This window comes from Reichenbachiella sp., from assembly GCF_039944555.1.
Classification (GTDB): Bacteria; Bacteroidota; Bacteroidia; order Cytophagales; family Cyclobacteriaceae; genus Reichenbachiella.
Genome location: NZ_JBDUYN010000006.1, coordinates 388,218 through 404,836 on the forward strand (window position 1 = coordinate 388,218; position 16,619 = coordinate 404,836).

Here is a 16,619-nt window from a genome sequence, read left to right on the forward strand (position 1 = left end):
TTAGTACTGAACAGCAGCAGCCGCAAAAGCCAACCCACCACCAGAGCCGATGAACATCAATAAGTCACCTCTCTTGAGTTTCCCACTTGCTTTAGCATCTTCCAAGGCCATGGGTATACAGGCAGACCCGGTATATCCGTATTTATCCATTACCATATGGGCCTTCTCTCGGCAAACACCCAAATTGTCCATGGTTTCATTGATAGAGTTGAAATTCAATTGTGTAATAAAAAAGTGATCGAAATCGTCAGGTTTTTTGCCCAATCGTTTGCAAATATCCTGTGCCATTTCAGTCCACATTTTTGGATTAAGTTCTTTCGGGAATTTATGTACAAACTTCAATTGATGATCGTGGTTGACTAATACTTCTTCACTTATGGGTTGGTTTGTAGCACCGGCATAGATACCCATCCAGCCATTGTATTGTCCTTCGGTTCGTAGGTCGCTTGTCAGCCAACCTGACTGGCCTTGTTCTGCAGACATCACTACCGCTCCTGCTCCATCGGCAAATAGAGTCACTGTTTTCTTGTCTTTTTTATTTAAGTATTTACTCATGGCATATCCACCAATCACCAAAATATGACGATACCTTTCGTCTGATGATATATACTTGGCTGCCACGTCCATAGCTGTTACAAAACCGGCACAAGCCGTGTTCAAGTCAAAAGTACCCGCATTTTTTAGTCCAAGTCGGTCTTGTACCACGGATGCTGTGGACGGAGAGACATATTCGGGAGTATCAGTAGAGATGATCAACAGATCGATTTCGGCCGCTGAAACATTGGCATCGGTTAGGGCCTTTTTTGCCGCTGCTTCGCACAGATCTGCAACGGATTCTTCCTCAGCGCACCAATATCTTGTGGTAATATTTACATTTTCTCTCAACCAGGTATCTACATCTTCTCCGAGGGTTTCATTGAAGTAACTGTTTGGTATTTGGCGTGCGGGCACATGTATGCCCATTCCAGTTATTTGTGCTCTATTCATGTTGTTAGGTTATAAGGTTACTGCTCCATCTACGCTCAAAACCGCTCCGGTAACAAATGCAGCATCCTCCGACGCTAGAAAAACATAGGCGTTTGCGATGTCTTCTGGTTCGCCCAGTCGACCCAATGGGGTCTTGGAGATCATCATCTCAATGACTTTGCCAGGCATGGCTTTCACCATATCCGTGGCGATAAATCCGGGTGCTACAGCATTGACTGTGATTTGGTGCTTGCCCAATTCCCGGGCCAACGTTTTAGTCATGCCTATCACTCCAGATTTGGTCGCGGCATAGTTGGTTTGACCAAAATTGCCTGTAAGACCTACAACTGAAGAGGTGTTGATGATTCGGCCATAGTTGTTTTCAATCATGTTTGGAGAAGCGGCTTTGATACAATTAAAGACACCGGTGAGATTGACATCGATGACTTGTTGCCATTGCTCAAAAGTCATTTTTTTGATTGTAGCGTCGCGAGTAATGCCTGCATTATTGATCAAGATATCAATCCTTCCCAACTGCTTGATGACCTCCGCTGCTGCGTGTTGAGTTTCATCAGGATCTGCTGTATTGACTTTCTGAAAAATGGCCTGAATACTCCTATCGGATAATTCATGGGCCAATTGATTTCCCTGTTCTTCGTTGATGTCCCAAATCGCAATTTTTGCTCCTTCATCAGCCAATTTCAATACGGCGGCTCTACCAATTCCGGACGAACCACCAGTGACGATCGCTACGCGATCCTTAAGTTTCTCCATAAGTTTCAATTCACCTTGTTTGTTTCACTTGTTAGAAAAATACAGAAGTGGAAATTATTTTATATTCAAGCATGAAGAATCCTGAGATTACTCGTTGCTTATACTTCTGTTTTTGTAAAAGTATAATTACACTATTGACTATGAGAGATAAATTGATCAATTGAGCCTCTGACTTTTGATCAAATTCCACATCACGTATATCATAATAAACTGTCTGTCAAATAGTTATTAGATTCTTAAGGCGTATGGACTTTTGAATTATGTCCCTGAGACCCATTCAGGTTACTAGCGTGGCTTAGTAAATCAAATCATGCTTAGACTAATAAACCATTTATGGCGATATTTAGCTATGCACCATTAGACCAGACCATCATTACATTAAAAATATACAAGAAATGTTCATGTTTATTTTGTTACAATTTATTTACCCATCACATAAAATAAATCGCGCAATCACCGGCATGGCACTCTAAAATAGCTTGTATTTTACATAATACAGAATTTTTAGCGTATAGGTACTTATTGATTCGATTAATTATTCAACATAAGCAACCAAATATTACACGTTATTTAGTTCTTTAGTCAATGACTTTTCTTACATTGAATATTATCATAAAGGGCAATTTTTTAAATCAAAAAGTAACCATCTAACCGTTGGACTACCTAAGGAAAGAATTTTACGATTCAGTAAAGCTGAACGACACTATTTTCGACTTTATACAAAATTCCTCGCTTGATGGCCTAATGTACTGGGATCTCGAAAATCCGGGCAATGATTGGATAAGCGATAAGTTTTGGGACACGCTAGGGTATAGTCCAAATGAAATATTGAACCGCCCCTCTTCATGGCGCACCACTATTAATCCAGAAGATCTAAAATCAGTAAACAAAAATCTTCAGAAGCATTACGACGACCCAAGCTTTCCTTATGACCTGACTTCTCGTTACAAACATCAAAATGGATCGACCGTACGGATTAGGTGCAGAGGACTAGCTATTAGGGACAAAGACAATAAGGCTATAAGGATGGTAGTTGTATGTAGCGAAAGTCCAAAAGAAAAAGAATCCAGCGAAAAATTCCGACAGCTGCTTGAAATAGCACCGGATGCCATGATTATAGTAAATAACGACGGCAGAATAGTGATGGCCAATCAGCAAACCGTTAAAATATTTGGCTATTCAAAAGAAGAGCTGCTGGGAAATTTGGTTGAAATGCTCATGCCCGGCCGCTCGGCAAGCCACCATCATCACCTTGTTGGGCAATTTTTTAAATCCCCCAAAACAAGAGGCATGGGCTCAGGAATGAAATTGTTTGCTACAAAAAAAGACGGATCCGAATTTCCCGTTGAAATAAGCCTAAGTCCGCTGAAGACGGAAGATGGCATGTTAGTGACAGCTGCTATCAGAGACATTACCGAACAAAAAAGATCCGAAGAAATCAGGCAAATATCAGATAGGCTTACACTAGCTACGCAAGCGGCTAAAATTGGAATTTGGGAATATGATATAGTAAATAATCTCCTCCAATGGGACGATAAAATGTTTGACCTCTATGGGATTTCCAAAAGCTCCTTTTCGGGAGCATATGATGCGTGGCAAAAGGGGCTACATCCCGATGATGTGGAAAGAAGCGAAGAGGAAGTGAGACTCGCAATAAACAATAAGAAGAAGTTCGATACAGAGTTCAGAATAATTTGGCCGGATCAATCCGTTCGACATATTCGAGCCTCGGCTCTCGTGCAGCGGAACGACAAAGGAGAGCCTCTTCGGATGGTTGGTACAAATTGGGACATCACGGAACGAAAAAGATCTGAAGAAATAGCCAGAAAGATGGCCTCACTCAAATCTAAAAGTAAAGAAATGGAACAGTTTGCTTACATCGCCTCTCATGACCTGAAAGAGCCTCTGCTGACCATAAAAAACTATGCAAAACTACTGGTTGAGGATTATGGTAGCGAACTCCACGGTGAAGCTAGTCATTTTACTACCTCGATTGTGAAAGCCTCAACCAGAATGGAAGAATTGATCACAGGACTGCTCGAGTACTCCATGCTTGGAAGCAATCATCGACAGCTGAAGGAGGTGGATTGTTGCAAAACAATTGAATCGGTACTTCATGATTTAGGTGGACTAATAAAATCGAACCAAGCATTGGTGAAAACTGAGAATTTACCAATGATAAAAGCCTTCCCTCTGGAAATAAAGCTCCTTTTCCAAAACCTAATCCAAAATGCTATCAAATTCAAAAAGGAAGGCATACAGCCAATTATCATTATTGCAGTGGAAAAAATAGATGGAGGATGGAAATTTAAGATTGAGGATAATGGCATAGGAATTGCCAAAAATCATAAAGACAAAATATTCACAATTTTCAGACGACTACACAAGCAAAACAAATATGAAGGAAGTGGCATAGGCCTGGCCCATGCAAAAAAAATTGTAGAACTTCATAACGGAGAGATTTGGGTCGAATCCGAACCCAGCTCGGGAAGTTCCTTTTACTTCACCATCTTAACCGAATTACTGTGAAAAGAAAATTAAATTGCATTCTGCTTGTGGATGATAACGATGATTGCAACTACTTTCATCGGAGATTGTTCAACGAGTTGCAGTGCGTGGAAAGAATCGAAGTTGCAACTGATGGTCAAGAAGCCCTGGATTTTCTTTTGTCAGAAAAGAATGATGATCAGAACCATCTACCAGAAATAATATTTCTTGATCTCAATATGCCCATTATGGACGGCATGGAGTTTTTAGAAGAATACCAGAAGTTTGATCAAAACCAAAAGGACAAAATGGCTCTTTTCATTCTGACCACCTCGTCAAACCCCAATGACAAGACCCTTGCCTCGAAATATATTGACATTAAGGGTTTCCAAAATAAGCTTTTAACCAGAAATGGCTTGAAGGAGCTTTTTGAGAAACACTTTCCTTAAAATCTGTAGGTAGCAGGGAAATAAAAAAGCCCTTGCTCCATAAGTGCAAAGGCCAAACTAATAGAATACATGCCCAATAAACAAGTTCTTTTTAATATCTGTTTTTTCTTAGGGATTTAAAGTATTCCTTGTTTCGGGCATATTTGGACTGCCTCGCTATTCTGTTCTGCCCACCAAATACATTGAAAACCAATTTACCCTGGATCACAGGCTTCATTACCTCTAGCTTGGTCTCAAGTCCAACCCCAAAATAATTGTTCACGTAATAATCAAGTCCAAGGCCTGGGTTTATGACAATACCATCTCCAGTAGTGCCTACCTTAGCTCCAATACTAACATCCCAATTTTTCACAGAAACCATTGAAAATGTAGTGTATATACCAGCGGTGCTAGTAACAGTCTTATCGGAGAAGTCTTGTTCCGTCCTATAGCTACCTTCGTAAGAATCGTAGAATGCTCCAAATTCGATATCGCCAATAAAACCCGGGAGCTGAACACCTACTGTGGCACCCCTGCTTGACAACTTAAAGGCAGAATACAATGACGCCTTAAGGGTCTGAGAAAAGGTAGTAACTGGTAATAAAATCAAGATTGCAATGACAGTTAATTTGCTTATGGTCTTCATGATCTTTAGTTTATGTTTCAATAAATTATAAAGTAAAAATCAGATAATTAATTGTTGATTAATATTAGATATATTCGTATTTTAAATATTACGTAAATCTCGTAATAAGAATTTACTTTTACTCAATCAATTGTTTTATAGCATTTTAATAAAAATATTTCGCCTGTTTTTATAATATTATGTTCTACAATATTTGTATTAATAACAAAATAAAAAAAGGTCTTTTACAAGACCTTTTTTTATAACAATAAACCAAACTATTCTTATCTAAGACGCCGCTTTGTACGCCAGAAGTTCTATATAATTCTCCTCTACCAAGTAAGCTACTCTGGCGGTGATTTGATCCATTTCGAATGGCACCAGCTTATTATACTCTCCCAGTAGTTTCAGGTCAGAGTAAAGTCCATTCAGACCCAGGACTTTAGCGGTATACTGCCATTTATGAGCGAGCTCCTTCATCTCTTTATAATCTCCCTTCATTACCGAAGTTTTGAATTGAGCAATAAAAGTTGGGTACTCAGACAGATAAATGTCTATCACCTGATCAATCAATTCTGTATCACCAGGAAATGTTTCATTCAAATAATTAAAACTTATCATAACAATATATATTTTCGTTTCTAAAATTTCTTATGCGACTTCCTTTGTTAGTCTATCTTCGACCCGAACCCATTTGAGTATTTTTGAAAACAACTCTTCTGCCTTAAATGGCTTAGGTATGTAATCGTCCATTCCCGTTTTCAGACAAGCTTCCAAGTCACTCCTTATCGCACTGGCTGTCATGGCTATAATTGGCGTGCTTCGCTTTGGCTCGCTAAATACATTTCTAATGATTTGGGTAGCTTTTATTCCACCCATTTCCGGCATATGAATATCCATAAGGATTAGATCGTAAGCTTTTTTATTCAGCATGTCTATCGCCTCTTTACCATTATTAGCCATATCAAATTTTATATTTTGTCCTTTCAGAGTTGCCTTTATGAGTAACTGATTCAATGGATGATCTTCTACAACCAATAGGTTTACATTTTGGATTTGATCCAGCTGGATCTCAGCCTTTTTCTCTGCATTGGATGGCTCACCTTTGGAAAGTCGTAGCGTAAACTCAAATCTGGAGCCCATACCCTCCTGGCTTTCTACTATAATCTCACCACCATACAACTCCACCAATTTTTTAACAATTGGGAGCCCTAAACCTGTCCCTCCATATTTTCTGGTGGTATCTGTCGAAGCCTGAGTAAAAGTTTCAAAAATTGAATCTAATTTGTTGGCAGGAATACCGATGCCCGTATCAGTTACTACAAACATAATTTCATGCTGTCCATATTCAACAGCCTTTTCTTTGATTTCCAAACGAACCTCACCGCGTTCGGTAAATTTCAAACTATTGCTTAACAGATTGGTCAGAATCTGATTGATCCTTATAGAGTCACCTTCCAGGTACTCGGGAACAGAGGGATCAACCTGCACATTGAGTGACACGCCATCCTTGATTTGATTCAAGGCAAAAGATTTAGCACAAGAATCGGCCAGATGCCTAAGGTCCAATTCTGCCATTTCCAATTCTACCTTTCCAGATTCAATCTTACTGAAGTCTAAGATGTCATTGATAATTCCAAGGAGATTTTCAGAAGACCATTTTATAGCATCCAAATATTCACGTTGTTTTGTACTGAGCGGCTCCTGAAGCAGCAGATCTGTAAATCCCACAATACTGTTCATAGGAGTTCTGATTTCATGACTCATGTTAGCCAAAAAATGCTCTTTGGCTTTCTCTGATTCCAAGGCCGCTTCTTTCGCATGAATCAGGGCCATTTCCGTATTTTTCTTTTCCGTGATGTCAGTTTGAACAATCACATAATTTTTGGTCTGACCAGACTCATCCAAAATCGGAGTCAGTGAATCATGAGACCAGTACTTAGCTCCTTGTTTGGTGTAGCATAGCACATCATACTCGTAAGAGCTTCTTTCTTCTACCACCTTCTTGATGATTTCAGGATTTTCAAACGGGTTTTCTCCTCTTTGCAAAAGTCCGGCTGAAATTCCTGAAATCTCGTCTAAGGAGTACCCAGTCAAATTGACAAATGCCTCGTTGACCCATTCTATGTTCTTCTTTTCATCAAAGATGATTACAGGGTTCACGGTCTGCTGAGATACATGAGATAACTTTTTGACCTGCATTTCTGCTGCGAGCAGTTTTTGAGCGGCTTGCTTTTGAACGAGAATTTTTTCAATTGTAAGCGGCAAAACCTTCAGATAGTTTCGTGAGGCATCTTTGATCAAATAGTCGCACGCACCACTTCTTAAAGCTTCTATAACCACCTCTTCATCTCCAGCACCGCTCGCAAAAATCACGGGGGTGTCTTTGATCTCAGGGATGATATCAAATGCATCACCATCTCCCAAAAAGTAATCGGTGATCACCACATCATATTCATTACCTGCTAAGAACTGTCGTGCTTTGGCAATAGATCCGGCTATGTTATATACATAATCAGGCATTTCTCTTTGAGCATATCGTTCAAATGCTTTCTGGTCAATAATATCGTCTTCTATCAATAATATCTTGGTTTCCATGATTCTAGTTTTAAGTATTAGTAACTGAACTGCTTGATTTCCTTTACTACAGCTGATTCGCTTAGCAACCAGTAGTTATATATGGTCTCCATTACCTGTAAAAACTGAAGGTAATCCACTGGCTTCACCATGTAGCCGGCTACATTTTGACCAAAACTAGCCAGACGGTCTTTTTCCTCTTTTGAGGTGGTCATTACCACGATTGGAATTAGCCTCAATTTCAAATTGTTTTTCACCTCTTTGAGAAATTCAATACCATTCATTTTGGGCATATTCAGATCTAACAAAATCAATCCCGGGCAATCGTTTTCCCCGTCATTCAAATATTCTAATGCCTCTAATCCATTTTGCCTGATAACCAAAGGGTTTTCTGAATTGAGATACTTGAGCACCCTTTTCACTGTCATTTGATCTACTTTGTCGTCTTCGACCAAAAGAATTGGTAATGTATTTTTCATTTCTTAGCTGTTTAGTTTTTAGATATCAGTTCTGTGGTAAGGTGAAAAAGAAAGTTGTTCCTTTTTCCAATGCAGATTCTAGCCAGACTTTACCACCGTACAATTCGACACTTTTTTTAACAATAGCTAGACCCACTCCTGTGCTTTCATATTCATCCCTTGGTTTTAAGGTTTGAAAAATTTGAAAAATTTTATCGAAGTATTGTTTCTCTATACCAGGGCCGTTGTCACTTATGCTTATTTTCCAGAATGGCCCCTCTGCCTCACAAGCCACTTTAATCTCACCTATTTCCTTATCCATATACTTCACTGAGTTACTGATTATGTTTTGAAAAATCTGCTGAGCGCGAGTTCGGTCGATCTTAACTGGAGGTAACGGTTTGTCCATAACGAAATTGAATTTTTTCTTGGGAACGACCGCATCGAGAACATCTACAACTACCAGATTCAGATCTTCCATATTTTGTTCATGTACAGATTGTCCAACCCTGGAATACTCCAAAATCCCATTAATCAGGCCTTCCATCCTGGTGACTCTACCCATTAGCAAAGTGAGCTGCTCTCTACCCTCCTCACCCAACGCAGTACCATAGTCCTCTTTTAGCCAAGCTGCTAATGTGCCAATAGCCCTGAGTGGAGCCTTGAGATCATGGGAAACGATATGTGCAAAATCCTTCAACTCACTATTTGCCTTTTTCAAGGCTTCTTCTGCGTCCCTTTTGGCGGATATGTCAACGATTATCTCGAAGTAACCTATTGTTTCTCCCCCATTTTTTATGGCATTTACTGTAATCAAGGCAGGAAATGGTGTTCCATCTCTTTTGACCATCATCATCTCTCTGCTGATCGGATGACCACTATCTATGGAATTTGTCAAAAGTGAAAACCCGGGCTCAGGACATGAAATATTATTCTCTTCAGCAAATTTTTCGATACACTCTTTACTATGAAATATGTCGGGCGATAACTGATTCTTCACTTCTTCTTCCCTATATCCAAAATAATTTTCTACCGCTGGATTCATACCTGTGACAGTACCAAATGTGTCTGTGGCTACTATGGCATACTCAGAATTGTTTAGGATTGATCTAAAGAAGGAATACAGATGCTGCATTTCCTTTTGGTGATTAGTAAAGGCTTGAAATACAAATCCGTGAATCTGAGCCTTTCTCCTGCCGTGGCTTCTGAAAATGGGTTCTCCTGAAAGCAAAACTGATTTTATCCCACCTTCCTTGTTCTCAATGAACGCTTCCATCTGCTCGCTATAGTTCTCCACTAAATCTGATAGGTCACTATTTACAAAAATTGAACTTACATGTGATCCAACTAGACTGTCCTTACCAACTCCAAGTTCACGGCAAATGGCCGCATTCACCTTTTTGATTTTGAACTTAGCATCTGTTACTACCAAGTATGAGCTCATAGACTCCATGACCTTATCCAGATAGCGTTTGGAAATATTTATAGACTTTAGATCATTAGTGGTCACATAGCCAGCATAAACTACTACCATTGTGAAAAATGCTGAGCAAATCATTGCCACACCTAGAACATTCTCTATTTCACTCAACCTATCAAACCAAACACAATAGGCCATGACTCCATCTGAAATGGTAAATACCAAGAGAAGAGAAATGGACGTCCACCATATCGTACTGTACAGTTTCCCATTCATATTCTTATATATTCTGAACATCAACAGGACTGCCATCATTAGCACCACCAGGCTAATCCCTGATAAGATATTTGAATATGATAGGTAGGTTTCCATTGTTCACTTTTTAGAATTGATTTATTCAAAAGTATAGTGAGATGGAAGCCTGCGAAATACGAAATGATCGTATATATTTTTTTAAGTGAATTACGTAAAGTGAGTTATCAGTTATTATCTCTCAGATATAACTTTTTCAAGAAATACTTTAATCTAACACTCCTTTTCGAAATATTAATCAAGCAGTTATGATTTTAATTTTGTTTTTTATAAGTTATTTAATACCTTAATACAAGCAGCATTTTGTAGATCAGAAAACAAAAAGGTTTTCAAGTAGAAAAAGCTATGAGTTTCGATTACTACAAAATGATATTATTTTTTCCGGTTTCACAAGCAACAAACTGCTTTGTCCAAATACGAAATACTAGTCCAAATTCACCTGTCTATTGGCTTTTTTATAATACCTCATACCAGCGCACACCAATACAATCCACCCTATTTTCTTTTATTGGCTTACAAGATTTCCTAGGTTTATTCTCCGTTGTGAGAGTCACATCAATAAGAAATCAATTAGTTAGTTTTCAAATTAAACATTTGAATTCGTTTATTTTTTAATCACATAATTCAGAAATTATTTGACAAATATCACTTAATAAAATAAAATATTTTTAACCTACTTAACTCAGATAAATGTACATCTTAGAAAGCAACACTTCGTAGCACTCTGATCAACAAAGGTTTGGTTCCCTCCCAATACTTAGGTTAATAGTCACAGACCAAAACAGAATTTGCTATGGTTACAATTTGGAATTTTGACACCATCACCTGCCTGACTGCATTAGTAGCAGCAGTAGGAATAATGCTTATTGATCAACAGGCTCTTCGACCTCTTCATCAGTTCATATCTCGCATCGGCGCCACTATGGACCGACATGTTATTGCTAAGTCATCTGCCGCAGTTAGGAGACGAATGCATTTTTCTTCGATCAAATCATGGACCTGGCTTCAGGTCAAAACTGGAGTTTTTTTTATTGTAGGAATACTGACACTGGGTTATCTTCTAACCCCAATCTCTTCAGATTGGACACTGCCAGAAGCTATTGGCACAATATCCATCATACCCGTCTTTTTGCTGTTTTCACATATGATACAGAAGAGCAATTCGCAGACCCTGGAGGAAAGTAGACCTGCAAGCGAGCGAAAAGGCCGTGTTGCAGAACTTGAAGGCCTGCTTTACACTGCAGAACTTACCTTATTGCATTCAACAAGGAGCTTGAAGCAGGTTGAAGAAAAACTAAAGTTTGAAGAAAATTTAAGAAAAAAGGCAGAAAGGCAGATGTCTGAGTTAGTGAAACCTGTAACTCCAGAGGATCGAACTGTCGACGAGGTTAATCAACTTCTTATCTCAACAGAGGAAATGGCTAACATGGGTTCCTGGGAATGGGAACCTGAGCAAGATGAACTCTATTGGACGAAAGGTGTATACAAAATCCATGAGACTCAAGCAGGAACAAAGCTTTCGATGAATGAGAGCTTGAGATATATACATCCAGATTATTATTCTATTGTACAACAAGCATTTAACCTGGCTGCAAGTAGAAATAAGCCTTTTGACATAGAAATCAAACTAATAACTGCCCGAAAGAGATCAATTTGGGTTCGGATAATCGGAACAGTAGCATTATCTAAGAATAAAGTCAAAAAAATACAAGGCCTCTATATTAATGTTGATCATGAAAAAAAGGCAGAAGAAGCGCTCATCAACCTTACTCAAAATCTAAATAAAAAAGCAGAATCACTTAATGAGGACTTCCAACGTGCTCAAACCGAGTTGGAAGATTTTTGTTACTCTGTTTCTCACGACCTGCGAGCACCCATGAGAGTAATAGATGGCTTTTCTACTATTCTGACAGAAGATTACGTCAATTTTTTGGATCCAGAAGGAATGGATACCATAGAAACCATACAGTTGAATGTGACAAAAATGAATCAAATGATGAATGAGATTCTGACTTTTTCGTCCATAAACCGCAAAAACATATGTAAGGCCGAAATAGACCCTCATATCATAATCAAAGAAATATTGAATGAGACTAAGGACAATCAAAGCGTGGAAGAACTCACTTTCAACGTCCAGGACAGACTACCTAACATAACTGGCGACAGATCGCTGATCAAACAAGTATTTACAAATCTCATCGACAACGCCATAAAATTTAGTTCAAACGAGAAGGGTTTAATCATTGAGATAGGTTCTATGGCTAACCCTGACAGAGGTATGACCAGATTCTTTGTAAAAGACAACGGTATTGGATTTGACATGAAATTCCATACCAAACTATTTAAAGCTTTCAAAAGACTACACAAACAATCTGAAATAAAGGGTTCAGGCATGGGATTGACTCTCGCAAAAAAAATCATAGAGAAACACGGAGGAAAAATATGGGGGGAAAGCGAATCTGGTCACGGCACCACTATGTACTTCACTCTTCCGGCGTCCGGCACCATAAAAAGTTCGAACCCTCTGTCCGACCTTGATTTCTCAAAACAATCGGCAGAACTTCAAAGTTTATCAAAATGAATGATTCAGCTAGAAAAATTGATCTGTTGTTGGTAGAAGACAATATTGACGAGGCCAGACTCACAGTTAGGGCACTGGCTGCAGAGCAGATCACCAATGACATTTACTGGGTAAAAGACGGTCAGGAAGCTAGAGATTTTCTTCTAGCCAAGGGACAGTATACATCGAGGGATTCAAGAGAAAGCCCAAAGCTTATATTGCTGGATTTGGAATTGCCCAATATAACCGGCTTAGAACTTGTTAAAATAATTAAATCTAACCCTGACACCCAAACCATACCGGTCGTTGTTCTGACGTCATATAGTGAAAATCAATACCTGCATGAATGTTACCGACTGGGCGTCAATAGTTATATCGTAAAGCCAGTGAGCTTTCAACAATTTCTTAAAATGGCCAAGAAAATAGGATACTACTGGATGTCAATAAATCAAACAGCATAACATCAAAACATAAACCAGCTGGAAATGAAAAGGTTGAACAAAAAGGAGCCCATACCGAAATTTCTGATTTTGGAGGATGAGCCCAATGATTTGAAGCTAACGCTCAGGGCATTAGCCAAAGACAAAATGAAGTTCGAACACAGAGCTGTGGACAAAGGAGCGGCATTCAAAAAAGAACTCAAGGTATTTAAACCTGACCTGATTATAGCAGACTATAATTTACCGACCTATACCGGTATGGATGCTCTCAAATGGGTTAATCAAAACTCTCCTGAAACTCCTTTTATTTTCGTCACAGGATCGCTTGGGGAAGAAAGGGCTGTTGAAACCGTAAAACAAGGTGCTTCCGATTTTGTGTTAAAGGGTAATCTGGTGCGCTTGCCTATGGTGATCCGGAGGGCATTGAAAGAAATAGCGTATCGAAAAGAAAAAATTCAGGCTCAAAATGCTTTTCGTACCGCAGAGGCTAGATACAAGCAACTGATTGAAAATGCCCCTGTTGGAATTTGCGAATTAGACTTAAATGGTCAGATAACCTCAGTAAATAAACAGGCTTCGCAAATTTTTGAGATGAAGCAAAATAATAAGCTACTGTCAGAATTACTTGATCAAAATGACTCTGGTCAATTAAATGAATGGTTAAAACACAAGGTTAACGGGAAGGCTTTTAAGGGCAATTTTCACTCGCGCAACGGAAAAAAGCTAATAGATCTCACTCTCATTCCTCATTATGATATAGAAACCGGATCGAAGCGGCTGATAGGTGTAAGTCAAGACATCACCAGTCGCTCTAAAATGGAAAACGAGCTAAGAGAAAAAAATGCACTCCTGGAAGGTCTACTGGAAGCTATCCCTGACGCAGTTTTTCTCAAAGATCAAAAATTCAGATACCTGATGGTAAACAAATCCTTTGAAAAGATTTTAGGCGTGGAAATGAAAGACGTACTCAAAAAAAAGGATGAGGAATTTATAGAAAAGAGTTTAGCCGCTCAGTACAAAAAAACTGACCAGGAAGTTGTCCGCACCAAAGAGCTGGTAACCACATTAGAAAGCCACAAAGATGAAAACGACGAAACCTTCATTTTTGACACCCATAAGAATCCTATCCTAAATGCAAAGAAACAAGTCATCGGTATTGTGGGTGTAAGCCGGAACGTAACTGCCAGCATTGAAGCTCAAGAGAAACTTGAGCAAAGCAAGTCTTTATTACTCGAAGCTGAAAAAGTCGCCAACATCGGAAGCTGGGAATTTCATGTGTCGCTCGGGAAAATATTTTGTTCATCAGGCGCATCCCTATTACTGAGCGTGCAACTATCTGAGCGTCAGGTAGAATACAAAACTTTCTTAAAAGCCTGCCATCAGGATGACAGAGCAAAGGTCATGACGGCCTTTAAAAACGCCATACTTGATGGTGAACCTTTTTCTATAGAGCACAGGATACTCCGTAGCGACGGCTCTGTTTCCTGGCTGCATACCAGAGGGAAACCCAACCAAAATGAGCGAGGAAATATTGAAAAAATTATGGGTACCATACAGGATATCAGCGAGCAGAAAAGAAGTCAAGAGAAGCTGGAGAAAAGCCAGGAGCTCCTTAAAGAAGCACAATCAATTGCCAACATCGGAAGCTTTGATTGGAATATCACTCAAAACATACTACAATGCTCTGAGGAATTTTACAGTATTCTCGAATTAGGACAAGAATATTTTTGGCTCACGTTTGACAATTATCTGGAGAAAATCCATCCTGCAGATCGTGAACTTACGAGAAAGAAAATATTCGATGCCCTTCTCGCAATAGAATCATATGATGTGGAGCATCGTGTACTTCTTCCTGATCAGTCTATCAAAACTGTGCGTGCGATTGGCAGATTTAAAGCCGACAAGCAAAACCAACCCGAACGTCTGCTGGGTACCATTCAAGATGTTTCCGATAAGAAAAATGCGCAAAACGCTCTTCTCGAAGGTCAGGAAATAGAGCGAGCGAGAATTGCCAGAGAAGTTCATGATGGCATTGGTCAATTACTGGCTGCCACCAAATTTAACCTGGCTGCACTAGACGGCATGCCAGAAAAAGAACAAGAAAAACATATCGAAAAGATTCATAACACACTTGAGATGACTATTGATGAAGCCAGAAGAATCACTCGCAACCTCTCAACCAAAGTGCTAGAGGAATTAGGACTTGAAAAAGCACTACATGAATTGTGTATAGAAGCTTCTCAACTTGCAGACATATCTTTTGAATTGAAATATCGGCCTGGTAATGCTTATTTAAGCGATAAGGCACAAACCACCATTTACAGGATGGTTCAGGAATCCATCAACAACATTGTTAAATACTCAAAAGCCAAAGTAGCCAAAGTACAACTCATACAAGAAAAAAATTACCTCCATCTGACGATATCAGACGATGGAAGAGGATTTGATCAATCGGATCCAAAATACAGAAAAGGCAATGGCCTCTCCAATTTGAATCAACGAACCAAAAGCCTACATGGCTATCTTGATATAGATTCTAAACCAGGAAAAGGTACAACCATCCAAATAAAAGTTCCATTTGAAAACAAAAACAAGTCATGAGAAAAATTAGCGTAGTTGTTGCAGACGATCATGGTCTGATTCGAGATGGCATACAGGCCATGTTGAAGTATGAAGACAGTATTGAAATAGTTGCCGAGGCCGAAAATGGCCTGGACGCAACCATCCAGGTAGAGCATCACGAACCTGATGTGGTACTGATGGACATTATGATGCCCGAAATGAACGGTATCGAGGCTATGAAAAAAATAAAGGACACATCTCCTCGATCAAAAATTATTCTAATGTCTATGGAGATTTCTGAGGAATTTATTTCGCAGGCGCTAGAATGTGGCGTATCAGGGTATCTACCTAAGGATGTAAGAAAGGCAACCTTGATCTCCGCAATTGAAAAGGTAAATGAGGGTGAGGAATTCTTTGATCCAAAAGTATCAGAGGCAATTTTCAGAAATTATTATAAGAAGAAAACCAAAGGACCATCGGCTGTAACTAAAGGTTCAGGCAAGATTAGCAAACGTGAAGAAGAAATTTTGTCTCTAGTATGTAATGGCATGACCAATAAAGAAATTTCCGACCAGCTTTTCATTAGTGTCAGAACGGTTGATTCGCACAAAAGTCATATTATGGAAAAACTTGGATTAAAGAACACTGTGGATTTAATCAAGTTTTCTATAAAAAATGGATTCATTGAGATTTAAATTCTCTGACCGAAAATAACCACCCTGCTAACAGCAGTTAGCAGGTTTTCTATCTAGTATTCTTTTCTACCCCATCAGAAAGGCAGACACCTTGCGTCTACGATCGGATTCGCCTATTTGTATAAGAAATCGGAAGTCGTGGACGAAACATCTATACCGGTATTTTGATCAATCCACGACTTGTCATAGTCTAACTTCACATTTCACCCGTCCAATCTTTAGTTTTTAGTCAAATCACCTAAAGTTTTCTTTCCGAGAATCTTGTATTCTATCCATGCAAATTTGACAACACTTTTGATTCATCATTAAAATCAA

The 16,619-nt window shown here is 39.1% G+C and carries 13 protein-coding genes; 6 read left to right on the forward strand and 7 right to left on the reverse strand.

What is annotated here, in order from left to right; all coding sequences use genetic code 11:
- Nucleotides 1–987: a ketoacyl-ACP synthase III gene (locus ABJD64_RS06365; protein WP_348179786.1), complete on the reverse strand. Its 987-nt coding sequence runs from the start codon at nucleotides 985–987 to the stop codon at nucleotides 1–3.
- A gap of 9 nt (nucleotides 988–996) precedes the next feature.
- Nucleotides 997–1,740 (reverse strand): 3-oxoacyl-ACP reductase FabG, encoded by a 744-nt coding sequence (gene fabG / locus ABJD64_RS06370; RefSeq protein ID WP_348179787.1) that lies wholly within the window; start codon nucleotides 1,738–1,740, stop codon nucleotides 997–999.
- A gap of 654 nt (nucleotides 1,741–2,394) precedes the next feature.
- On the opposite strand from fabG, the gene ABJD64_RS06375 reads away from it, so the two are divergent.
- Together ABJD64_RS06375 and ABJD64_RS06380 are read left to right on the forward strand one after the other, a co-directional pair.
- Nucleotides 2,395–4,269: a PAS domain-containing protein gene (locus ABJD64_RS06375; RefSeq protein ID WP_348179788.1), complete on the forward strand. Its 1,875-nt coding sequence runs from the start codon at nucleotides 2,395–2,397 to the stop codon at nucleotides 4,267–4,269.
- Nucleotides 4,266–4,676, forward strand: a complete 411-nt coding sequence (locus tag ABJD64_RS06380) for a response regulator (protein WP_348179789.1) — start codon at nucleotides 4,266–4,268, stop codon at nucleotides 4,674–4,676. The genes ABJD64_RS06375 and ABJD64_RS06380 overlap by 4 nt, the downstream gene beginning before the upstream one ends.
- A 91-nt stretch (nucleotides 4,677–4,767) precedes the next feature.
- Here the strand turns inward: ABJD64_RS06380 and ABJD64_RS06385 are convergent, their stop codons facing one another.
- From ABJD64_RS06385 to ABJD64_RS06405, 5 genes are all read right to left on the reverse strand, one after another.
- Nucleotides 4,768–5,301: a hypothetical protein gene (locus ABJD64_RS06385; RefSeq protein ID WP_348179790.1), complete on the reverse strand. Its 534-nt coding sequence runs from the start codon at nucleotides 5,299–5,301 to the stop codon at nucleotides 4,768–4,770.
- 267 nt (nucleotides 5,302–5,568) lie between these two features.
- Nucleotides 5,569–5,901, reverse strand: coding sequence for a hypothetical protein (locus ABJD64_RS06390; RefSeq protein WP_348179791.1), 333 nt, complete (start codon nucleotides 5,899–5,901; stop codon nucleotides 5,569–5,571).
- Between the two features lie 30 nt (nucleotides 5,902–5,931).
- Entirely contained in the window at nucleotides 5,932–7,878 is a 1,947-nt protein-coding gene (locus ABJD64_RS06395) for a response regulator (RefSeq protein ID WP_348179792.1), read from the reverse strand.
- Nucleotides 7,879–7,895: 17 nt separating this feature from the next.
- The gene (locus ABJD64_RS06400) at nucleotides 7,896–8,336 is read right to left on the reverse strand and encodes a response regulator (RefSeq protein ID WP_348179793.1); all 441 of its coding nucleotides are present in this window, start codon (nucleotides 8,334–8,336) and stop codon (nucleotides 7,896–7,898) included.
- Between the two features lie 25 nt (nucleotides 8,337–8,361).
- Nucleotides 8,362–10,107, reverse strand: coding sequence for an ATP-binding protein (locus ABJD64_RS06405; RefSeq protein ID WP_348179794.1), 1,746 nt, complete (start codon nucleotides 10,105–10,107; stop codon nucleotides 8,362–8,364).
- A 733-nt stretch (nucleotides 10,108–10,840) separates the two neighbouring features.
- On the opposite strand from ABJD64_RS06405, the gene ABJD64_RS06410 reads away from it, so the two are divergent.
- Genes ABJD64_RS06410 through ABJD64_RS06425 form a run of 4 tightly spaced genes read left to right on the forward strand, consistent with a single transcriptional unit; the run spans nucleotide 10,841 to nucleotide 16,304 of the window.
- Nucleotides 10,841–12,628 carry an ATP-binding protein gene (locus ABJD64_RS06410; RefSeq protein ID WP_348179795.1) on the forward strand — a complete coding sequence of 596 codons (1,788 nt, stop codon included), beginning with the start codon at nucleotides 10,841–10,843 and terminating at the stop codon, nucleotides 12,626–12,628.
- Nucleotides 12,625–13,068 carry a response regulator gene (locus ABJD64_RS06415; RefSeq protein WP_348179796.1) on the forward strand — a complete coding sequence of 148 codons (444 nt, stop codon included), beginning with the start codon at nucleotides 12,625–12,627 and terminating at the stop codon, nucleotides 13,066–13,068. The genes ABJD64_RS06410 and ABJD64_RS06415 overlap by 4 nt, the downstream gene beginning before the upstream one ends.
- Before the next feature lie 24 nt (nucleotides 13,069–13,092).
- The gene (locus tag ABJD64_RS06420; RefSeq protein ID WP_348179797.1) at nucleotides 13,093–15,648 is read left to right on the forward strand and encodes a PAS domain S-box protein; all 2,556 of its coding nucleotides are present in this window, start codon (nucleotides 13,093–13,095) and stop codon (nucleotides 15,646–15,648) included.
- Complete coding sequence (locus ABJD64_RS06425) at nucleotides 15,645–16,304, forward strand: response regulator transcription factor (protein WP_348179798.1); 660 nt, start codon at nucleotides 15,645–15,647, stop codon at nucleotides 16,302–16,304. The genes ABJD64_RS06420 and ABJD64_RS06425 overlap by 4 nt, the downstream gene beginning before the upstream one ends.
- Nucleotides 16,305–16,619: the final 315 nt, after the last annotated feature.